Origin of the sequence: Klebsiella oxytoca (genome assembly GCF_009707385.1) — a bacterium.
In the GTDB taxonomy this organism is placed as follows: domain Bacteria; phylum Pseudomonadota; class Gammaproteobacteria; order Enterobacterales; family Enterobacteriaceae; genus Klebsiella; species Klebsiella oxytoca_C.
The window spans coordinates 3,620,716-3,640,282 of record NZ_CP046115.1; the positions used below are offsets into that span (position 1 = coordinate 3,620,716).

The 19,567-nt window shown below is 57.5% G+C and carries 15 protein-coding genes; 10 read left to right on the forward strand and 5 right to left on the reverse strand.

The annotated features are described in order from the left end of the window. Together GJ746_RS16850 and apbC are read right to left on the reverse strand one after the other, a co-directional pair. Positions 1-330 carry a hypothetical protein gene (locus GJ746_RS16850; protein WP_154682760.1) on the reverse strand — a complete coding sequence of 110 codons (330 nt, stop codon included), beginning with the start codon at positions 328-330 and terminating at the stop codon, positions 1-3. Between the two features lie 352 nt (positions 331-682). After that, complete coding sequence (apbC, locus tag GJ746_RS16855) at positions 683-1,792, reverse strand: iron-sulfur cluster carrier protein ApbC (protein WP_154681228.1); 1,110 nt, start codon at positions 1,790-1,792, stop codon at positions 683-685. Between the two features lie 151 nt (positions 1,793-1,943). Between apbC and metG the strand changes: the two genes are divergently transcribed. From metG to GJ746_RS16895, 9 genes are all read left to right on the forward strand, one after another. Continuing rightward, the gene (gene metG / locus GJ746_RS16860) at positions 1,944-3,977 is read left to right on the forward strand and encodes a methionine--tRNA ligase (RefSeq protein WP_154681229.1); all 2,034 of its coding nucleotides are present in this window, start codon (positions 1,944-1,946) and stop codon (positions 3,975-3,977) included. A 142-nt stretch (positions 3,978-4,119) separates the two neighbouring features. Next, positions 4,120-7,857, forward strand: a complete 3,738-nt coding sequence (locus GJ746_RS16865) for a DUF4132 domain-containing protein (protein WP_154681230.1) — start codon at positions 4,120-4,122, stop codon at positions 7,855-7,857. A gap of 76 nt (positions 7,858-7,933) precedes the next feature. Continuing rightward, a complete protein-coding gene (locus GJ746_RS25515; RefSeq protein ID WP_264766568.1) occupies positions 7,934-8,116 on the forward strand; it encodes a DUF4132 domain-containing protein in 183 nt (60 codons plus the stop codon). Continuing rightward, positions 8,041-8,292, forward strand: a complete 252-nt coding sequence (locus GJ746_RS25255) for a hypothetical protein (protein ID WP_195908889.1) — start codon at positions 8,041-8,043, stop codon at positions 8,290-8,292. Before GJ746_RS25515 ends, GJ746_RS25255 begins: the two co-directional genes overlap by 76 nt. A gap of 195 nt (positions 8,293-8,487) precedes the next feature. Beyond that, positions 8,488-9,576 carry an ATP-binding protein gene (locus tag GJ746_RS16875; protein ID WP_154681231.1) on the forward strand — a complete coding sequence of 363 codons (1,089 nt, stop codon included), beginning with the start codon at positions 8,488-8,490 and terminating at the stop codon, positions 9,574-9,576. 10 nt (positions 9,577-9,586) lie between these two features. Further along, on the forward strand, positions 9,587-11,872 hold the full coding sequence (locus tag GJ746_RS16880; protein WP_154681232.1) for a DUF5682 family protein: 2,286 nt from the start codon (positions 9,587-9,589) through the stop codon (positions 11,870-11,872). Further along, the gene (locus GJ746_RS16885; protein WP_154681233.1) at positions 11,872-13,008 is read left to right on the forward strand and encodes a vWA domain-containing protein; all 1,137 of its coding nucleotides are present in this window, start codon (positions 11,872-11,874) and stop codon (positions 13,006-13,008) included. Before GJ746_RS16880 ends, GJ746_RS16885 begins: the two co-directional genes overlap by 1 nt. After that, positions 13,005-15,011 (forward strand): SWIM zinc finger family protein, encoded by a 2,007-nt coding sequence (locus tag GJ746_RS16890; protein ID WP_154681234.1) that lies wholly within the window; start codon positions 13,005-13,007, stop codon positions 15,009-15,011. Before GJ746_RS16885 ends, GJ746_RS16890 begins: the two co-directional genes overlap by 4 nt. Before the next feature lie 12 nt (positions 15,012-15,023). After that, positions 15,024-15,485, forward strand: a complete 462-nt coding sequence (locus GJ746_RS16895; RefSeq protein ID WP_154681235.1) for a YehR family lipoprotein — start codon at positions 15,024-15,026, stop codon at positions 15,483-15,485. A 58-nt stretch (positions 15,486-15,543) separates the two neighbouring features. On the opposite strand, the gene GJ746_RS16900 is transcribed toward GJ746_RS16895, so the two are convergent. From GJ746_RS16900 to GJ746_RS16910, 3 genes are read right to left on the reverse strand one after another with little or no spacing between them, the layout of a single operon-like run. Further along, positions 15,544-16,011, reverse strand: coding sequence for a DUF1456 family protein (locus tag GJ746_RS16900; protein WP_154681236.1), 468 nt, complete (start codon positions 16,009-16,011; stop codon positions 15,544-15,546). A gap of 53 nt (positions 16,012-16,064) precedes the next feature. Next, a complete protein-coding gene (gene btsR / locus GJ746_RS16905; RefSeq protein WP_154681237.1) occupies positions 16,065-16,784 on the reverse strand; it encodes a two-component system response regulator BtsR in 720 nt (239 codons plus the stop codon). Next, positions 16,778-18,466 carry a sensor histidine kinase gene (locus tag GJ746_RS16910; RefSeq protein ID WP_154681238.1) on the reverse strand — a complete coding sequence of 563 codons (1,689 nt, stop codon included), beginning with the start codon at positions 18,464-18,466 and terminating at the stop codon, positions 16,778-16,780. Before GJ746_RS16910 ends, btsR begins: the two co-directional genes overlap by 7 nt. Before the next feature lie 210 nt (positions 18,467-18,676). On the opposite strand from GJ746_RS16910, the gene GJ746_RS16915 reads away from it, so the two are divergent. Then, positions 18,677-19,423, forward strand: a complete 747-nt coding sequence (locus GJ746_RS16915; protein WP_154681239.1) for a MerR family transcriptional regulator — start codon at positions 18,677-18,679, stop codon at positions 19,421-19,423. The last annotated feature ends 144 nt before the right edge of the window (positions 19,424-19,567 follow it).

The following is a 19,567-nucleotide window of genomic DNA, read 5'->3' on the forward strand; positions in this document are numbered from 1 at the left end:
TTATTCGTTAAAGCGGTTTTGTTTTTGCATAAATTCCTCAACAGCAATATATGAAGCCACTTGTTCATACAGCATTAAAATACTTAATATCAAATCTCCGCCGCTGCGCAGCAAATCATCCGGGGCAGCACGGTTATTTTGTTGCGATAAAAACACGATCTGTTCAAAAATCTCGCGATACTCACCACACGCGCCAATCGGGATCTCAGTTAACGAGATATTTTCCTGGCAATAACGCATTGCGTCAGCGGCTTTTTCCGGCAGAGTGCGCGCATGCATAAAAATAACCAGTAGTTCTCGTAACTTAGCGATTAGAGCAATATTATTCATCATTCACCCCGGAAATTCAGAACGGCTACATATTCCTTCCATCGTTTTTATTTACGTATGACTGATGACTGCCATTTTTCGCCAAATGAAAAAACCAAAATAAAATGCCAGCGCGGCGAATTAAGATACTTCACTGCTATATGAGTAAAGCTCGCATAACTACCTTTGAAAAACAATGTTAAAAATATGTTTTATTGATTAATCGCAACATCATTAAATATGAATATAAATAATTAATATTTAATACTCATTCTATTTGCAAGATGATTATCTCATCCGGAGAAAAAGAGCGTCGAAGGAGAAAAAAAACCGCACGACGCAAAGCGCCGTACGGCTCTGAAGGCTGAGGTAATTAAACCGCGCGGAAGGCTATCTCACCGGGGATGACTTCTCCCTGCCAGTACAGCTGCGCCGCAACGCGGTCTGCCAGCAGACGATAGGTCTCGGTAAACTCGCTTTCTGGGCGCGCAACCACCGTCGGAGTCCCCTTATCAAGGTCTTCACGCAAGGTGATATGCAGCGGCAGCTGGCCTAACAGCTGAGTACGATACTTCTCGGCCAGCTTTTGCGCGCCGCCGGTACCAAAGATAGGCTCATGGTGCCCACAGTTGCTGCAGATATGCATGCTCATGTTTTCCACGATACCCAGCACCGGTACTTCGACTTTTTCAAACATCACGATGCCTTTTTTAGCGTCGATCAGCGCGATATCCTGCGGTGTGGTCACCACTACCGCGCCGGTGACCGGAATGTTCTGCGCCAGCGTCAGCTGAATGTCACCGGTGCCCGGCGGCATATCCAGTACCAGATAATCGAGATCCGGCCACAGCGTTTCCTGCAGCATCTGCATCAGCGCCTTACTGGCCATCGGGCCGCGCCACACCATCGCGTTATCATCGGTCACCAGATAGCCGATGGAGTTGGTGGCGAGGCCGAATTTCATAATCGGCGCCATATGGGTGCCGTCCGGCGAGGTCGGACGCTGGTCCTCCGCGCCGAGCATGGTGGGAATTGACGGGCCGTAGATATCGGCATCCAGGATACCGACTTTTGCGCCTTCCGCCGCCAGCGCCAGCGCCAGGTTGACCGCAGTAGAGGATTTACCCACTCCACCCTTACCGGAGCTGATGGCGATAATGTTTTTCACGCCGTTGATACCGGGCTGGTTTTTTACCCGCTGAAGCGTAGCGATGCTGTGCGTCAGCTTCCAGTCAATGGCTTTGGCGCCGGTAATGCGCAGCAGCTCGGCGCTGCACTGCTCTTTGAGCACCTCAAACGCGCTATTCCAGACGAACGGCATCTGAATTTCAATGTGCACGGTCTCGTCCAGCCAGGCAACATGATGCAGCGCCTTCAGCGTCGTGAGGTTATGTTTCAGGGTTGGGTGCTGGAAATTAGCCAGGGTCCCGGCGACCATAGCACGCAGACGCTCGGGGGATTTGGCCTGGGATTGCGAACTCATCCCGACTCCTTTGTTATTGTGAGTTGAATCTTGTGCGTTAAGTTTACCTTAAAGGGAATAATTCCCCCACAATAAGCTTTAGGCTTACCAAATTATTGCCTTTGCGGTAACATCAAAAACCCTTTTTTCAATAGAAGATGTAATGCCCACTATGACTCAAGTCGCGAAAAAAATTCTGGTAACGTGCGCGCTGCCGTACGCAAACGGCTCAATCCACCTCGGCCACATGCTGGAGCACATCCAGGCTGATGTCTGGGTCCGTTACCAGCGAATGCGCGGCCACGAGGTCAACTTCATCTGCGCCGACGACGCTCACGGCACCCCGATCATGCTGAAAGCACAGCAGCTCGGGATCACGCCGGAACAGATGATTGGCGAAATGAGTCAGGAGCATCAGACCGATTTTGCTGGCTTCGACATCAGCTATGACAACTATCACTCCACGCACAGCGATGAAAACCGCGAGCTGTCGGAGCTTATCTATACGCGCCTGAAAGAGAACGGTTTTATCAAAAACCGCACCATTTCTCAGCTCTACGACCCGGAAAAAGGCATGTTCCTGCCGGATCGCTTTGTGAAAGGCACCTGTCCGAAGTGTAAATCGCCGGATCAGTACGGTGATAACTGCGAAGTGTGCGGTGCGACCTACAGCCCGACCGAGCTTATCGAGCCGAAATCGGTGGTTTCCGGCGCGACGCCAGTAATGCGTGATTCCGAGCACTTCTTCTTCGATCTGCCGTCATTCAGTGAAATGCTGCAGGCGTGGACCCGCAGCGGCGCGCTGCAGGAACAGGTGGCGAACAAAATGCAGGAGTGGTTCGAGTCTGGCCTGCAGCAGTGGGATATCTCCCGCGATGCGCCGTACTTTGGCTTTGAAATTCCAGACGCGCCGGGCAAATACTTCTACGTCTGGCTGGACGCGCCGATCGGTTACATGGGCTCCTTCAAGAACCTGTGCGACAAACGCGGCGATACCGTCAGCTTCGACGAATACTGGAAGAAAGACTCTACCGCCGAGCTCTATCACTTTATCGGTAAAGATATCGTTTATTTCCACAGCCTGTTCTGGCCAGCCATGCTGGAAGGCAGCAGCTTCCGCAAGCCGACCAACCTGTTCGTACACGGCTACGTGACGGTCAACGGCGCGAAGATGTCCAAATCGCGCGGAACCTTCATTAAAGCCAGCACCTGGCTGAAGCATTTTGACGCCGACAGCCTGCGTTATTACTACACCGCCAAGCTCTCGTCGCGTATCGATGATATCGACCTGAACCTGGAAGACTTCGTGCAGCGCGTCAATGCCGACATCGTTAACAAAGTGGTGAACCTCGCCTCGCGTAACGCCGGATTTATCAATAAGCGTTTTGACGGCGTGCTCTCCGCCGAGCTGGCCGATCCGGCGCTCTATAAAACCTTCACCGATGCGGCAGCAAGCATTGGCGAAGCATGGGACAGCCGCGAGTTCGGTAAGGCTATCCGCGAAATCATGGCGCTGGCCGACGTGGCTAACCGCTACGTTGACGAACAGGCTCCCTGGGTGGTCGCAAAACAGGAAGGCCGCGATGCCGACCTGCAGGCCATTTGTACCATGGGCCTGAATATGTTCCGCGTACTGATGACCTGGCTGAAGCCGGTGCTACCGCAGCTGGCCGCCCGCGCCGAAGCGTTTCTCAACGGTGAACTGAGCTGGGATGCTATTCAGCAGCCGCTGCTCGGACACAGGGTTAATACCTTTAAAGCGCTGTACAACCGCCTTGAAATGAAACAGGTGGAAGCGCTGGTCGAAGCGTCGAAAGAAGAGGTGAAAGCGCTCTCTGCGCCGGTTACCGGCCCGCTGGCTGACGATCCGATTCAGGAAACCATCACCTTTGACGATTTCGCCAAAGTGGATATGCGTATCGCGCTGATTGAAAACGCCGAGTTCGTTGACGGTTCCGACAAGCTGCTGCGCCTGACGCTGGATCTCGGCGGCGAGAAGCGCAACGTTTTCTCCGGCATCCGTTCCGCCTACCCGGATCCGCAGGCGCTGATCGGCCGACTGACGGTAATGGTCGCCAACCTCGCGCCGCGGAAAATGCGCTTCGGTATATCTGAAGGCATGGTGATGGCGGCAGGCCCTGGCGGGAAAGATATCTTCCTGCTCAGCCCGGACAGCGGCGCTCAGCCAGGCCAGCAGGTCAAGTAATTCCGCATAAGGCGCTGCTTCGGCAGCGCTTTTTTTATTTAATAAATTCTGAAAATTGGATTCTTGTTATCTCCCACCCTCGGCGTTCCTGCCAATAGCTGTTAGCATCAACGCCAGACTGGATAAAAACACAGGGACGTAGATGAAAACCTTTATTTATCATGATGAAAAATCACATAAATTCTGGGCAGTTGAGCAGCAGAGTAGCGAGCTGCATTTAAGCTGGGGCAAGGTTGGCACCCACGGTCAGAGCCAGATTAAAACCTTTGCCGACGCGGCGGCGGCCAGTAAAGCCGAACAGAAGTTAATTAATGAAAAAACCCGCAAAGGCTACGTTGAGGATACCGCAGCAGCGCAGCCTGCAGCCGCCAGCCCGCCTGCGGAAATAGCCTCGCCGGCAGCCGCCCCGCAGCCGAATTCCTCCCCTGCGCCTGCTGGCATTATTCGCCCATGGCTGGCGGACGATGCCGAGCTGGCTTTATCAGACGAGCTGCTTCAGGAAGCCCTCCCCTCGCGGCTCTATCCCGGCGAAGCCATTGCCGCCCCGGAGGAGAGTAAGCTGATGGATCTCGGCAAAGAGATTCATCAACAATCAGGGAAAGTCGTCACTTTCAGCTATGCCGACTGCTCCGCGTACTGGCAGCAAATCATCAACGAAGCCCTTACGGATGGCCAGCTCTCGCCTGCGGCGCTGGCGGTTCAGGTCGCGGTGACCACCCGCCGCGGCTGGTACAGAGATGATAATTCCGGTCTGATGGACGAGATTGTTTACGTCTACGGACTGGAATACGCCACCGAGGTATTTATTGCCCTGCAGCACATTGAATTTGATTACAATTATCAAACCGTTCAGGTCACGTTCCGTTCTCAACCCACCGATGCTCGCGGGCCATCGATGCTCGACATACGCCTGCGCGCGCATCTGGCTCTTGCCGATGAAGCGCTTTGGCAGCGCTGCGTTGATAAACTAATCTCTGCATTACCGGATATGCCCATCGGGCAGCAGCCGCTGGTCGCGCTTTTACTGCCGGAACGCCAGGATATCGTGAACGACATCGCTCAGCGGGTACTGGCGCACAAAAATGTGAAAACGGCGGAGTGGCTGAAGCTGGTGGCCCGTGACCCGCAGGTCGTCAACGCGCTGGAGCCCTACCGGGCGGAAAATCTGTTCAACGATTATTATCACGGCAGCGTCTGGAACGTCACGGTGATGCGCGAGCAGGGCGTTGCCGGCATCGCCCGCTTTGCGCCCTACGTTCAGGATGACCTGTGCGGAGACCTTGTCAGTAATGTTAACCATCCGCAGGCGCTGATGCAGCTGATTCGCGTGAGTGAACAAGGGAAACGCTGCCATGAGCGAATGTCCAGGGCCAGCGCCCGCTTCCCGCACGCGGCCCTGGCGGCGCTGGCAGAACTGCTGGTTCAGAAAGAAGAAAAACGCTGGCGCATTATGCTGATGACCCTGCTGAGCGCACAGCCGGAGCTAGCCGCGCAAATTTCGCCCTGGCTCTCTGCCCAGGCCGCATCTCTGCTCAACGCCTGCCAACAGCAATTAAATCAGCAGACCGACTGCGCCGGAGCCGATATCCTGCCGCTGCTGCTGCTCTCCCCGCCGTGGGCAGCAAAAAAGAAAAAACCGTCGGTCCCCCAGCTCAGCTTAACGCCGCTGGCGTTAGAACCCGTGTGTATGCTGACGGAAGAGGCAGCCAAAGCGCTTCTTGCACAGCGTAGCTGGTATGCCAGCCAGGTGGAGATGGGCAAACAGGAGGATGAAAAAGAGTACCTTACGCGGCTGGGGTTCAGAAGCTGGAGCCACAAAAACGATCGTTATGAAAAGGCGTCCGATCTGGTGGTCGATGCCTGGCAGCGGCAGGATTACCCTGCGCTTATCGCCGAATTCAAAGCATACCACTCCCCCTCCCCGGGGGAATGGAAGCTTTATATGCTCGCCTCTCTTCCCGCAGAGCGAGCAGCTCAGGCCTGGAATACGCTGAGTAAAGAACCCCACACCGGCGCGGAATATGTGATGTCGTATCTGCGTCTTGCCGGGCTACCGGGTTTTGTTAACGCTCTCTCGCGCTATCCGCAGGAAAATTTGTCGGTCGCTATCTGGTTTGCCGCCAGCGAGCTGGCTCCTGTCGTCGCCCGCGCTTTTAACAAGCTTAAATCGCTGCGTGAAGTGGCCCGCGAGTGGCTGCTGACCTACCCTGAACACGCGATTACCGGGCTGCTGCCTGCCGCCCTTGGCAAAGCGGGCGAAGCGCAGGACAGCGCGCGTCTGGCTATACGCTTGCTGATCGATAACGGCCATCAGCCTCTGCTTGAGCAGGTTTCCCGGCGCTACAATCAGCCGGAGGTGATGGAGGCGGTCAGCGCGCTACTGGCACTCGATCCGCTGGATAACCATCCGACTAAAATTCCGCCGTTGCCCGCGTTTTACCAGCCCGCGCTATGGACCCGTCCTCTGCTGCGGGAACAGGGTCTTGCCTTGCCGAATGAAGCCTTAAAAACCCTTGGCGAAATGCTGCGTTTCCCGACGGATGAAAGCATTTACCCCGGCCTGCAGCTGGTCAAAGAGCTCTGCACTGCAGAATCGCTTGCTGCCTTCGCCTGGGATCTGTTCAGTGCCTGGCAAACCGCCGGCGCGCCGTCGAAAGAGAGCTGGGCTTTTACCGCACTGGGGCTCTTTGGCAACGACGATACCGCCCGCGCGCTCACCCCGCTGATCCGCGCCTGGCCGGGCGAATCCCAGCATAAACGCGCCACCGTCGGGCTGGATATACTTACCGCCATCGGCACGGATATCGCCCTGATGCAGCTGAACGGCATCGCCCAGAAGCTCAAATTTAAAGCCCTGCAGGAGCGCGCCAGAGAAAAGATCGGCGATATTGCCGAAAGCCGTGAGCTGACGGTAGAAGAACTGGAAGATCGCCTCGCGCCCGATCTGGGTCTGAACGATGATGGTACGCTAACCCTCGATTTCGGCCCACGGCACTTCGTCGTTAGCTTTGATGAAGCGCTGAAGCCATACGTGCGCGATGAAAACGGCAGCCGTCTTAAAGACTTACCGAAGCCGAATAAAAGTGATGATAACGCGCTGGCTACCGATGCCGTTAATCGTTATAAAGCCCTGAAGAAAGACGCACGTACGATTGCCGCCCAGCAAATTGCGCGTATGGAGTCAGCCATGTGCCAGCGCCGCCGCTGGACGGCAAAGAACTTCCATCAGTTTCTGGTCGCTCATCCACTGGTGCGCCACTTGACCCGTCGCCTGGTTTGGGGGGTCTACGGAGCCGACAACACGCTGCTGGCCTGCTTCCGCGTGGCGGAAGACAATAGCTACAGCACCGCCGATGACGACCTGTTCACCCTGCCGCAAGGCGATATCCGCATCGGCCTGCCGCACCTGCTGGAGATGCCTGCGCAAGACGCCGCTGCCTTCGGCCAGCTGTTCGCTGATTATGAGCTGCTGCCGCCGTTCCGTCAGCTTGACCGCAACTGCTACACCCTGACGCCCGCAGAGCTTTCCGCAACCGAACTCACCCGCTGGGCGGGGCGTAAATGCCCGAGCGGCCGCGTGATAGGTCTGGCGAACAAAGGCTGGCTGCGCGGCGAGCCGCAGGACGGAGGCTGGATTGGCTGGATGCTCAAACCTCTGGGAGAGTGGGCGCTGGTGATGGAGATCGACGAAGGCTTCGCCGTAGGTTTGCTGCCGGATGAACTCAGCGCGGAACAGCTCTTAAGCAAGGTCTGGCTCTATGCCGGAAAAGCGCATCAGTACGGCTGGGGGGGTAATGCTCCACAGCAGGCGACGTTCTCAGTGCTGGATAGCGTCACCATCAGCGAACTTATCAACGATATTGACGGACTGTTTGAGTAGAACAAGGAACGTATATGCCTGGCACGATAGCCCCGCCCTGCTTGGTATTGTCCATCCGTCGGAACTGAGTGATGAGATGCGAGCGGCGTTTGAACGCATCTTTGCCGATGACCAGCTGTTGCCGCCACTCCAGCAGCTGATGCGCGGTACGGTGCTCTTAACGCCAGCGGAAGCGGCCAGCTATTGGGGATCCGCAACGGCGGCTGGTGGCAGGCTAATGAACATAGCTTCTGTTACGATCTGCCTCCCCACCGTCTGATACTGGAGGTGGCTCCGGGGTTTGTTCACTACAACATGGATGCCAGGGCGAGCCAGCAATTCATCGCTATCACGCTTAATAAAGGTGAACCACACACTCCACTTTCAACGCTCTCCCCCCGGGATCTGAGCGAAGCGCTAAGCTCGGTGGAGCTCATCTTCCGCCAGAGCCAATAAGAGGGATAAATCGTTCGGCAGTTTATTTAAATACCGGTGAATAAAATAAACTGCCGAAGTTGCAGCATTTAGTACGTGGAGCAACCTGTATCCTGCGCCTCTCATTTCACAACGGTAATTAACCCGCCACCGCACAATCAGATACGCATAGAATAATCTTTTATCTCATAACGCTGTCTTTTTAAGGAAGAAACGATGACACAACAGGAAAAACATCTTCAGCGCCCCCCGGCCGCCGTACTGTACGCCGATGAACTCGCGCGGCTGCGACAGGATGATCCTCATCCTTGCCCGCCAGGCTGGCAGTTAAGCCTGCCTGCGGCGCGCGCGTTTATCCTCGGCGATAGCGCTCGCGACATCAGCCGTAAAGTGGTTATCAGCCCCGCCGCCGTCGAGCGAATGCTGGTCACGCTGGCTACCGGGCGCGGCCTGATGCTGGTCGGCGAGCCGGGAACGGCAAAATCGCTGCTCTCAGAGCTGCTGGCTACCGCCATCTGCGGTGACGCCGGACTCACCATCCAGGGCGGTGCGGCGATTACTGAAGATCAGATTAAATACGCCTGGAACTATGCGCTGTTGATCAATCAGGGACCGTCGGCGCAGGCTCTCGTCCCCGCCCCTCTCTATCAGGGCATGCGCGACGGCAAAATCGTCCGCTTTGAAGAGATCACCCGTACGCCGCTGGAGGTTCAGGACTGCCTGCTGGGGATGCTCTCCGATCGCGTAATGGCGATCCCGGAGCTGACCGGCGACGATAGCCTGCTCTATGCCCGCGCCGGGTTCAACATCATTGCCACCGCCAATACCCGCGATCGCGGTGTAAACGAAATGAGCGCGGCGCTCAAACGCCGTTTCGACTTCGAGACCGTCTTTCCGATTATGGATTTTCAGCAGGAGCTGGAGCTGGTGGCTAACGCGTCTGCACGACTGCTGGAGCACAGCGGTATCCCGCATAAAGTGCCCGACGCCATCCTGGAACTACTGGTTCAGACCTTCCGCGACCTGCGCGCCGACGGCGGTAAGAAAACCACAATGGATACCCTCAATGCCATTATGTCTACCGCCGAAGCGGTCAACGTCGCCCACGCCGTCGGCGTACGCGCCTGGTTTCTCGCCGGTCGCGCCGGAGAGCCCGCCGACCTTGTAGACTGCATCGCCGGTACGATTGTCAAAGATAACGAAGACGACCGGGCCCGCCTGCGCCGCTATTTTGAGCAGCGCGTCGGTACGCATAAAGAAGCCCACTGGCAGGCCTATTATCAGGCCCGCCACCGCCTGCCGTGAGGGAACACGCATGCCAGAGCAGCCGTTAATTATCGGCGTTCGACACCACAGCCCGGCCTGCGCCAGGCTGGTGAAACAACGAATAGAGCAAACGCGTCCGCGCTACGTTCTGATTGAAGGTCCGGTGGATTTTAATCATCGCCTGGATGAGCTTTTTTTACCTCATCAGCTGCCTGTCGCCATTTACAGCTACTGCCAGCAGCAGAATGGCGGCGCGGCCGGACGTAGCGGCTGGACGCCGTTCGCCGAATTCTCGCCGGAGTGGCAGGCGCTGATGGCCGCGCGGGCGGCAGGAGCCCACATCCGCTTTATTGATTTACCTCTCTGGGCACAGGACGACGATGACGACGATCCTTCTGATGCTCGCCGCGCCGATGACCAGCAGCGCCTGTTCGAGGCCTGTGGAATGGAGAATACCGACACGCTTTGGGACCATCTGTTCGAAGATGAAAACCAGCGCGCCGGGCTGGAGCGGGCGCTGGAGGCCTGGTTTATCCAGCTGCGCGGCACCAGCATCGGCGGTGAAAACAGCCGTCGGCGGGAAGCTTATATGGCCCGCTGGCTGGCATGGGCAATGCAGCAAAACGACGGCCCGGTAATAGCGATCTGCGGCGGCTGGCACGCTCCGGCGTTAGCTACCCGGTGGCAGAGTTTCCGTGGACAAGCGCAGGAGCCTGAATACCCGTCCCCGCCGACCACCGATGCCGTCACCGGCTGCTATCTCACCCCCTATAGCGAAAAACGTCTCGACGTATTGACGGGCTATCTTTCCGGAATGCCGGCGCCGGTCTGGCAGCGCTGGTGCTGGCAGTTCGGCCAGCGCCTGGCCGGGGAACGGTTACTGAAAACCCTGGTCACGCGCCTGCGTCAGCGTCGCCTGCCGGCCTCGACCGCCGATTTGGCCGCCGCCCACCTGCGCGGCATGGCGCTGGCGCAGCTGCGCGGTCATACCCAGCCGCTGCGCTGCGACTGGCTTGATGCGCTCGCGGGATCGTTAATCAAAGAGGCGCTGAATGCGCCTCTCCCCTGGAGCTATCGCGGCGCGATCCATCCGCAAACCGATCCTATTCTGTTGGCCATCGTCGATGTGCTGGCAGGGGAGGATTTCGGCAAGCTCGCTCAGGGAACGCCGCTACCGCCGCTGCCGCAGGACGTCGAGCGCGAACTGGCGCGCGTCGGAATTACCCTCCCCGCCGACCCGATCCTCAACCGCTTCGATCCTGATGGATTAGCGAAAAGCCATGTCTTACACCGGCTGGCAATCCTCGAGATACCGGGGTTCCAGCTGCGTAAAGGCAGCGCGGTGACGCTTTCCGGCGATGGCGAAGAGAGCTGGGGGCTGTTTCGAACCATGGAACAGCACGCCGTTCTGATTGAAGCCGCCCGCTACGGCGCGTCCCTGGCGGATGCCGCCCGTCAGCGTCTGGAGGCGAATATTCTGGCGTCCGTCGGCATCAAAACTCTGGCCGCCAGTCTGAATCAGGCTGCTCTGGCGGGACTGTCCAGCTTCAGCCAGCAGATACTGGAACAGCTGGCGCAGCTGATTTCGCAAGAGAGTCAGTTTGCCGAAATGGGGCCGGCGCTGGAAGTGCTTTACGCCCTCTGGCAGCGGGATGATATTAGCGGCATGCAGAACGCCGCCGTGCTGGAAATCACGCTCAGCGCGGCGTTTGACCGGACGCTGTGGCTCTGCGAATCCAGCGGAGTCGCCGACGAGAAACAGTTTCACGCCCATCTGCATAGTTGGCAGATCCTGTGTCACATCCTGCGCGATTTACACAACGGCATCGTTTTAGCGGACGTATCGCTCAGCCCCGCCCTGGCGCTGCTTGAACGGCGCATTCACGCCGCCGATGCCGCCCCGCTTGACCGCGGCGCGGCGCTTGGCGCGCTACTCCGTCTTGAACATCCCGCCGCTACCGCCGAAACGGCGCTGGCTCTGCTGATGCAGCTGCCGCCGCAGCGCCTGGGAGAGGCGGCGCACGGCATGCTGGCGCTGGCGCGCCATCAGCTTGCCTGTCAGCCCGCCTTTATCGCCGGATTCAGCGGGCTTCTCGCCGGACTGACGGAGGATGAGTTTATTCTCGCGCTGCCGGATTTACGCGCGGCGATGGCCTGGCTGCCGCCTCGCGAACGCGGCATGCTAGCCCGCCAGGTGCTCGACCACTATCACATGACCATGCTGCCGGCGCATGCGCTACAGGCGTCGGTTTCCTGCTCTGCGGAGCAGCTAATTCATCACCAGCAGCTGGAACAGCAGGCGCTGGCGGCACTACGGCACTGGGGAGTACGCTAATGCATACGCTATCCGATCTTCTGACAACCCGCGAACTCCAGCGCTGGCGGCTGATTCTGGGCCAGGCCGCTGAAAACAGCCTCGGCGGTCTTGATGACCATGGTCGCCGGGTGGATCACGCCCTTGAGTGGCTGTATGGCCGCGACCCGCAGCGTTTGCAGCGGGGCGAGCGCCAGGGTGGACTGGAGGATTCCAATCTGACGACGCCGGAATGGATCAACGCCATTCATACGCTCTTCCCTCAGCCGGTTATTGAGCGCCTGGAGAGCGATGCGGTGCTGCGCTACGGTATTGACGAGGTGGTGACTAACCTGGACGTGCTGGAGCGCATCGAACCTTCCGAAAGCCTGCTGCGCGCGGTACTGCACACCAAACACCTGATGAATCCGGAAGTGCTGAACGCCGCCCGTAAGCTGGTGCAGCAGGTGGTGGAGCAAATTATGGCCCGGCTGGCAAAAGAGATTCGTCAGGCATTTTCCGGCGCTCGCGACCGACAGCGGCCGTCGCGCGTCCCTCTGGCGCGCAATTTCGACTTCAGGAAAACCCTGCGTGCCAACCTCAAACACTGGGACCCGCAGCGCGGCAAGCTATATATTGAGTCGCCAAAGTTTATCAGCCGCGTGAAACGCCATAGCGAAAAATGGCAGCTGATTTTACTGGTCGATCAGAGCGGCTCAATGGTCGACTCCGTTATCCATTCGGCGGTAATGGCTGCCTGCTTATGGCAGCTGCCAGGCATTCGCACGCACCTCGTGGCGTTTGATACCAGCGTGGTGGATCTCACACAGGACGTTGCCGACCCGGTTGAGCTGCTGATGAAAGTGCAGCTGGGAGGCGGCACCAATATCGCCCAGGCCGTAGAATACGCGCGACAGCTTATTGAACAGCCGCAAAAGAGCGTCATTGTGCTGGTGAGTGATTTTTTTGAAGGTGGAGCGAATTCGCTGTTGATTAACCAGGTAAAGCAGAGCGTACAAAGCGGCGTCAAAGTCCTCGGGCTGGCGGCGTTAGACAGCTCAGCGTCACCGAGTTACGACCATGAAATGGCCCAGGCGCTGGTCAACGTCGGGGCGCAAATCGCCGCCATGACGCCCGGCGAACTGGCCTCCTGGCTGGCGGAGAATCTACAATCATGATCCCTCTACGTCCTGAATTACTGGAGCTCACGCCGCAGGCGCTTATCGCCTTGAGCAACGCCGGATTCGTAAAACGCAGCCAAAAAGAGCTGGATAACGGCAACATCCCCGAGCTGAGCCAGGATGACAACGGTACGCTTACCGCCGTTTTTAGCGACGGCACTCGTACCCGGCTGGAAAAAGATCGGGCGCTAAAAGAGTCCAGCTGCACCTGCGGCGCCAGCGATATGTGCCGTCATCGCGTGATGCTGATCCTGAGCTATCAGCGCGCCAACGCCGGTCACGCGGCTCCTGGAGGAGAGCCAAACGCTGGCGAGCGCTGGCATCCCGGCCTGTGGCAGGAAGAGCTGTCCACCCTCCCCGAGTCCATTCTCAAGCGGGCGCAGCAGCTGGCGGATAAAGGACTGACGGTGGAATTATTCTGCCGTCCCAATGAAACGCCCTCGGCCAGGCTGCCGATGAGCGATGTACGTTTTTATTCCCGCAGCAGCATCCGCTTTGCCCGCTGCGACTGCGTGGACGGCTCGCTGTGCGAGCACATCGCGCTGGCGGTGCAGGCCTTCAGCGATGCCGAAGCCCAGCAGCCCGGCTTTACGCATCTGGTATGGCAAACCCGTAGCCGCAAGCTAGCCGCCCGCGGCGGGCCATTTGATACCGACGAAGGCGAGGCCTGCCGACAAAGCCTGCTCCAGCTCAGCCGGCTGCTATGGCAAAGCGGCGTCAGCCAGCCGCCGCTCGGCTTCGAAGCCGCGTTTACCCGCGCGCAGAGAACCGCGCACCGGGCCAACTGGCGCTGGGTCGTTGGCGCGCTTGCCGAGCTTCGTGAATCCGTGGATGCTTTCCAGCAGCGTGGCAGCCACTACTCACCAGAACAGCTGCTCGCCCAGCTGGCAGGCCTTAACGCCCGTCTGGAGAGCGCCGATCGGATGGCGCAGCTTGCCGAGGCTAATCAGACTCCCCCTCTGCCGTGGCGTACCGTCGTCGGGCTGGGTATTGTCGGTGAAGCGCAGCTCGACCATGTGCGGCTCATTTCTCTTGGCATGCGCGTCTGGCAGGATAACCAACGGTACGGCTTGCGTATCTGGTTTAGCGATCCGGATACCGGCAGCATTCTGCATCTGTCGCGCAGCTGGCCGCTGGGCGAGCGGGCGCAGAATCCGCTATGGCAGCGCCGCCTGTTTTCCTTTCAGGCCGGCACGCTGGCTGGCGGGCAAATTATTACTCAGTCAGCGCGTCGTAATGCCAGCGGCGAGCTGCTGCTGGGCGCACGCCACCGCCTGAGCAGCAACGTTCCGCTGATGGAAAACGCCTGGCTTTTACTCAATGCTCCGCTGCGGCAGGCGGGAGTTGCGGCGCTGCGTAAGTATCTGCGCCAGCGCGCTCCGGCCTGGGTACGTCCGCTTAATCAGGTTGATAACCTGTTTATTTTGCCGGTAGATTCCTGCATCGCCGTCGGGTGGGACGCCGCGCGGCAAACGCTGGATGCGCAGGTTCTCAGCGGCGAGGGAGAAGATAACGTTTTACACTTATCCCTTCCTGCCTCCGCCAGCGCACCGTATGCCGTTGAGCGAATGGCGGCGCTGCTCAGACAAGAAGACGATCCGCTGGTTATGGTTTCCGGGTTGGTTAGCTTTAATCACGGACGGCTTTGCCTGGAGCCGCTGGTGATGATGACCCGTTCTCGCGCCTGGGCGCTGAATGCCGAACCGTCCTCCGTCGGACCATTGCCTGCTGGCGATGCCATGCTGCCGCGTGCAATGGCTCAAAGTCTGTTGCAGCGCGCCCGGTCGCTGCTGATCCAGATCCTGCATAACGGCCTGCGCTATCAGCAAAAGGGGCTGTTTCGCGAGGCTAAAGCGTTGAGCGACGATTTAACGAACAATGGTTTTCCCCATCTTGCGCACCTGCTGCGCCAGCTGGGAGAAAGCGAAACAGAGACAACTACGGATACGCTCAGCGCCATCGCGCAACTCTGTATACAATTAGATGTGATGCTTGATTAACAAGGAATGATAATGAAATTTAACCGCAGGATTACCGCAGTGCTGGGCGCAACCCTGGTGATGGCCGCGCTTATGGGCTGTGATAACAAAAAAGATGATGTCAAGGCGTTTAGCAACACCATGAACGGCGTTGATCTCACCTTCACCTACCACTACAAAGGCGATCTCGTCACCCGCCAGGACGCGGAAAATAAGATCCCCTATAAATCCCTTGGAGTGAGCAACGAGGAGCAGGCGCGCAAGATAATCGATCCCATCGGCGCGGCTTACAGCAACATTAAGGGCGTGACGCACAGCGTGGACTATAAAGAGACCTACGCGCAGGAGCATCTCTCCATCGACTTCAATCAGGTTAAAATCAGCGAGCTGTGTAAACTGCCGGGGGCAAGCTTTACCGACTGCTCACAGAAATCTATTTCGCTGAGCGAATCGGAGAAAATGCTGAAGTCTCAGGGATTTAAAGAGGTGAAATAATGGCCAGACGCCGCTCAATCCCGGCTAAGGCGTTTACGCCGCCAGCCGGGAAAACTCATCAGGATTTCGCGTGTTCGCGCTCGGTCAGCCCACGCAGGAAGTAGCGCAGAAACTGATCCCCGCATTCGCGGAAGTTTTTATGCTCAGGGGCGCGCATCATGGCGGTAATTTCCGGCATTGAGACGCGGAATTTCTGCTGGGTAAGAATAGCGAGGATATCATCCGTCTTCAGGGAGAAGGCGATGCGCAGCTTTTTCAGCACCACATTGTTATTTACCCGCCGCTCCACCGACAGCGGCGGCGCGGATTCATCTTTACCGCGTTTGTCGTAAATCAGGCCGTTAAGGAAATTCGACAACACGATATCCGGGCAGCGCACAAACCCCTCTTCGTCTTCTTTTTTCAGCCAGGGTACCAGCTGTTCCGCGCTGACCGGCGCATCCGCCAGCGCAAAAATACGTACCAGGCCGCTGTTATTGGTTTTCAGGGTGTAGCGCAGGCTACGTAAGATATCGTTACTGATCATATTGCCTTCATGATGAAAAAATCTGCCGCTCAGTCTATCACGATTCCGCCTTTTTACAGCCCAATCGCCTCTTTCAGGCTTTTCAGGTAGCGGCGGCTGACCGGCACCGTTTGCCCGGCGCGCATCAGCAGCTCCGCCTGGCCGTTCTCCTCAAAACGGATCTCCTTGAGATGGGACATGTTGACCAGGTACTGGCGATGGCAGCGCAGCAGCGGCGTGCGGCTCTCAAGGGTGCGCAGGGTGAGCTCGGTGAAACCCTCCTTCCCTTCGCAGTCGGTCACGTAAATCCCGCTCATCCGGCTGCTGACGAAGGCCACGTCTTCCATCTGCAGCAACCAGATCCGGCTGTGTCCGGTACAGGGAATATATTTCAGCGCCTGCTGGGTATCATCAAGCACGGTCATATCCTGCAGGCTGCGCTCCTGGCGCAGGCGAGCCAGCGTTTTTTCCAGCCTGGTGGACTCTATCGGCTTAAGTAAATAGTCGAAGGCGTGCTCTTCAAAGGCTTTTACCGCGTACTCGTCGAAGGCGGTGAGAAAAACAATATACGGGCGATGCTCCGGATCGAGCATACCGACCATTTCCAGACCGCTGATCCGCGGCATCTGAATATCCAGAAACAGCACGTCCGGACGCAGCTTATGTACCGCGCCGATCGCCTCTACGGCATTTCCGCATTCGCCGACGATCTCAATATCAGGCTGGGTCTCCAGCAAAATACGCAGGTTTTCACGGGCCAGCGGCTCGTCATCGACAATTAATACTTTTAACATGCGCTTTCCTCCAGAGGCAGTCTCAGCGTGACGCGGGTAAAGCATTCCGGCTCACAGGTGACGGTAATCCCGCAGTCGGCGCCGAAGCGCGCCCGCAGCCGTCGGTCAACCAGATTCATGCCCAACCCGCTGGCGCTGGGTTTGTCCTGATACAACCCGGCGTTATCTTCGATATCCAGCTGCAGCCAGCGTTCGTGCTGGCTGGCGCGAATGGTGATTTCGCCCACCCCAAGGTGCTGCGACGTTCCGTGTTTAATGGCGTTTTCAACTATCGGCTGCAGGGTAAAAGCCGGCAGCTGGTGCTGCCCCAGCGCTTCAGGTACCAGCATCTGAATCTGCAGATTGGCCTGAAAACGCGCTTTCTCAATTTGCAAATAGGCGTTCACATGCTCAATTTCATCCGCCAGGGTAACGATTTCCGCAGGCCGCTTCAGGTTTTTGCGGAAAAAGGTCGACAGATACTGCACCAGCTGCCCGGCCTGATCGCTATCGCGGCGAATCACCGCTTTTAGCGTGTTGAGCGCGTTGAACAGGAAGTGCGGATTCACCTGGGCGTGCAGCAGCTTGATTTCCGATTGCGTTAACAACGCTTTTTGCCGTTCATACTGGCCGGCCAGGATCTGCGCCGACAGCAGCTGCGCAATCCCCTCCCCCAGCGTGCGGTTAATGGAGCTAAACAGGCGATTCTTGGCTTCATAGAGCTTAATCGTGCCGATCACCCGCTGGTTTTCGCCGCGCAGCGGGATAACCAGCGTGGAGCCCAGTTTGCAGTTGGGATGAATCGAGCAGCGATAAGGCACTTCATTACCGTCGGCGTAGACAACCTCGCCGGTATCTATCGCCTTTTGGGTATATAGCGAAGAGATAGGTTTGCCGGGAAGATGGTGATCGTCGCCAATTCCGGTAAACGCCAGCAGCTTGTCGCGGTCGGTTATCGCCACCGCACCGATATCCAGCTCCTGAATCAGCACCTGCGCCACCTTCATGCTGTTCTCTTCATTAAACCCCTGGCGCAGGATCCCTTCGGTCGAGGCGGCAACCTTCAGCGCCGTAGCCGAGAAAGCCGAGGTATATTTTTCAAACATTGCGCGCTTATCCAGCAGGATGCGCATAAACAGCGCCGCGCCGACGGTATTAGTGACCATCATAGGCGCGGCGATACTCTGAACCAGGTGCAGGGCGTCTTCAAACGGACGAGCGATCAGCAAAATAATAAGCATCTGCACCATTTCCGCCACGAAGGTGATAGCGCCAGCGGTCAGCGGGCTGAATACTTTATCCGGCCGTCCGCGTTTAACCAGAATACTGTGCACCAGGCCGCCGAGCAGCCCTTCGACGATGGTGGATACCATGCAGCTCAGCGCCGTCATGCCGCCCATCGAGTAGCGATGAAGCCCGCCGGTCAGCCCCACCAGACCGCCGACCACCGGCCCGCCCAGCAGGCCGCCCATCACCGCGCCAATGGCTCGCGTGTTGGCGATTGAGTCTTCGATATGCAGGCCGAAGTAGGTACCCAGAATACAAAAAATGGAGAAGGTAACGTAGCACAGCAGCTTGTGCGGTAGTCGGACGGTGACCTGCATTAACGGGATAAACAGCCGCGTTTTGCTCATCAGCCACGCAATGACCAAAAACACGCACATCTGCTGAAGCAGCAGCAACACCAGATCGAACTCGTACATACCCGCAGACCACACTTCATTTGAAAGCGCGTAACATACACTGCTTGCTTATAACTTTCTTTGAAGCAATACATGAAAATGATAATTCATGTTCCGGATCACATTTCTTAGCGTCTCGCCTGCCCTTTTTTGTACAAAAAACAAGCAAAATTTTCCCGTTCGCTTAACAGCTTCTACAGTTAAGAGAGGAGAACCCAGCGGGAGGAGAAAATGACGCTTTATACTATTGGCGAAGTTGCCCAGCTTTGCGATATCAATCCCGTCACGTTACGCGCCTGGCAGCGGCGCTATGGATTACTGAAACCGCAGCGTACCGACGGCGGGCACCGTCTGTTCAACGAGTTTGAGATAGACCGCATTCGCGAAATTAAGCGCTGGATTGATTCCGGCGTCCAGGTCGGGAAAGTGAAAACGCTGCTTCTGGATAATGAACAGGAGTTTGCCGACGGCTGGCAGCAACGGCAGGAGGTACTGCTCGGCTACCTGCAAAGCGGAAGCTACCATCGCCTGCGCATGTGGCTCAAAGAGCGCAACCGCAGCTACTCTGCACAAACCCTGGTCAGACACCTGATTAACCCGTTACGCCAGCGTTTGTCTCCGCCACAGGCAACGCTGATGGCGCTGAGGGGGATTCTTGACGGCATTCTGATCGGTCATATTGCCCATAGCCTCTCTTCCGCCGCCAAACACTCCGCTAGCCATGCGTTGATAATTGGCTGGAATGTCACCGATATCACCCGACTCTGGCTGGAGGGCTGGATAGCCAGCGAGCAGGGCTGGCGGGTGGATGTACTTGCCTCTTCAGTGAGCCATATCCGGCCCGATCTTTTTCCCGAAAGTACGTTAATGGTCTGGTGCGGAGAGGCTCCCTGTCGCGCCCAGATCCAGCAACTCCATCATTGGCAACGGCAGGACCAGGTTATCTGGCTGAATCACGCTACCGCGACGTCTCCCTGAGGCGCCTGGACGGGCTAGCGGATCGCAGATTGCTGGAGATCCGTAGCCCGACTAAGCGCAGCGCAAGCCGGGGGTTGTCGTAGCTAAACCGCAATTAATGTTTCATTAACACCTGCGCTTCACCGTATAATCCCCGCGTTAACA

Coding starts and splice junctions, on each gene's coding strand:
- GJ746_RS16865 (WP_154681230.1), top strand. CDS start 4,120: ATGAAAACCTTTATTTATCATGATGAAAAATCACATAAATTCTGGGCA.
- GJ746_RS16885 (WP_154681233.1), top strand. CDS start 11,872: ATGCATACGCTATCCGATCTTCTGACAACCCGCGAACTCCAGCGCTGG.
- GJ746_RS25515 (WP_264766568.1), top strand. CDS start 7,934: ATGCGAGCGGCGTTTGAACGCATCTTTGCCGATGACCAGCTGTTGCCG.
- GJ746_RS16875 (WP_154681231.1), top strand. CDS start 8,488: ATGACACAACAGGAAAAACATCTTCAGCGCCCCCCGGCCGCCGTACTG.
- GJ746_RS16915 (WP_154681239.1), top strand. CDS start 18,677: ATGACGCTTTATACTATTGGCGAAGTTGCCCAGCTTTGCGATATCAAT.
- apbC (WP_154681228.1), bottom strand. CDS start 1,792: ATGAGTTCGCAATCCCAGGCCAAATCCCCCGAGCGTCTGCGTGCTATG.
- GJ746_RS16910 (WP_154681238.1), bottom strand. CDS start 18,466: ATGTACGAGTTCGATCTGGTGTTGCTGCTGCTTCAGCAGATGTGCGTG.
- GJ746_RS16895 (WP_154681235.1), top strand. CDS start 15,024: ATGAAATTTAACCGCAGGATTACCGCAGTGCTGGGCGCAACCCTGGTG.
- GJ746_RS16890 (WP_154681234.1), top strand. CDS start 13,005: ATGATCCCTCTACGTCCTGAATTACTGGAGCTCACGCCGCAGGCGCTT.
- GJ746_RS16850 (WP_154682760.1), bottom strand. CDS start 330: ATGAATAATATTGCTCTAATCGCTAAGTTACGAGAACTACTGGTTATT.
- metG (WP_154681229.1), top strand. CDS start 1,944: ATGACTCAAGTCGCGAAAAAAATTCTGGTAACGTGCGCGCTGCCGTAC.
- btsR (WP_154681237.1), bottom strand. CDS start 16,784: ATGTTAAAAGTATTAATTGTCGATGACGAGCCGCTGGCCCGTGAAAAC.
- GJ746_RS16900 (WP_154681236.1), bottom strand. CDS start 16,011: ATGATCAGTAACGATATCTTACGTAGCCTGCGCTACACCCTGAAAACC.
- GJ746_RS16880 (WP_154681232.1), top strand. CDS start 9,587: ATGCCAGAGCAGCCGTTAATTATCGGCGTTCGACACCACAGCCCGGCC.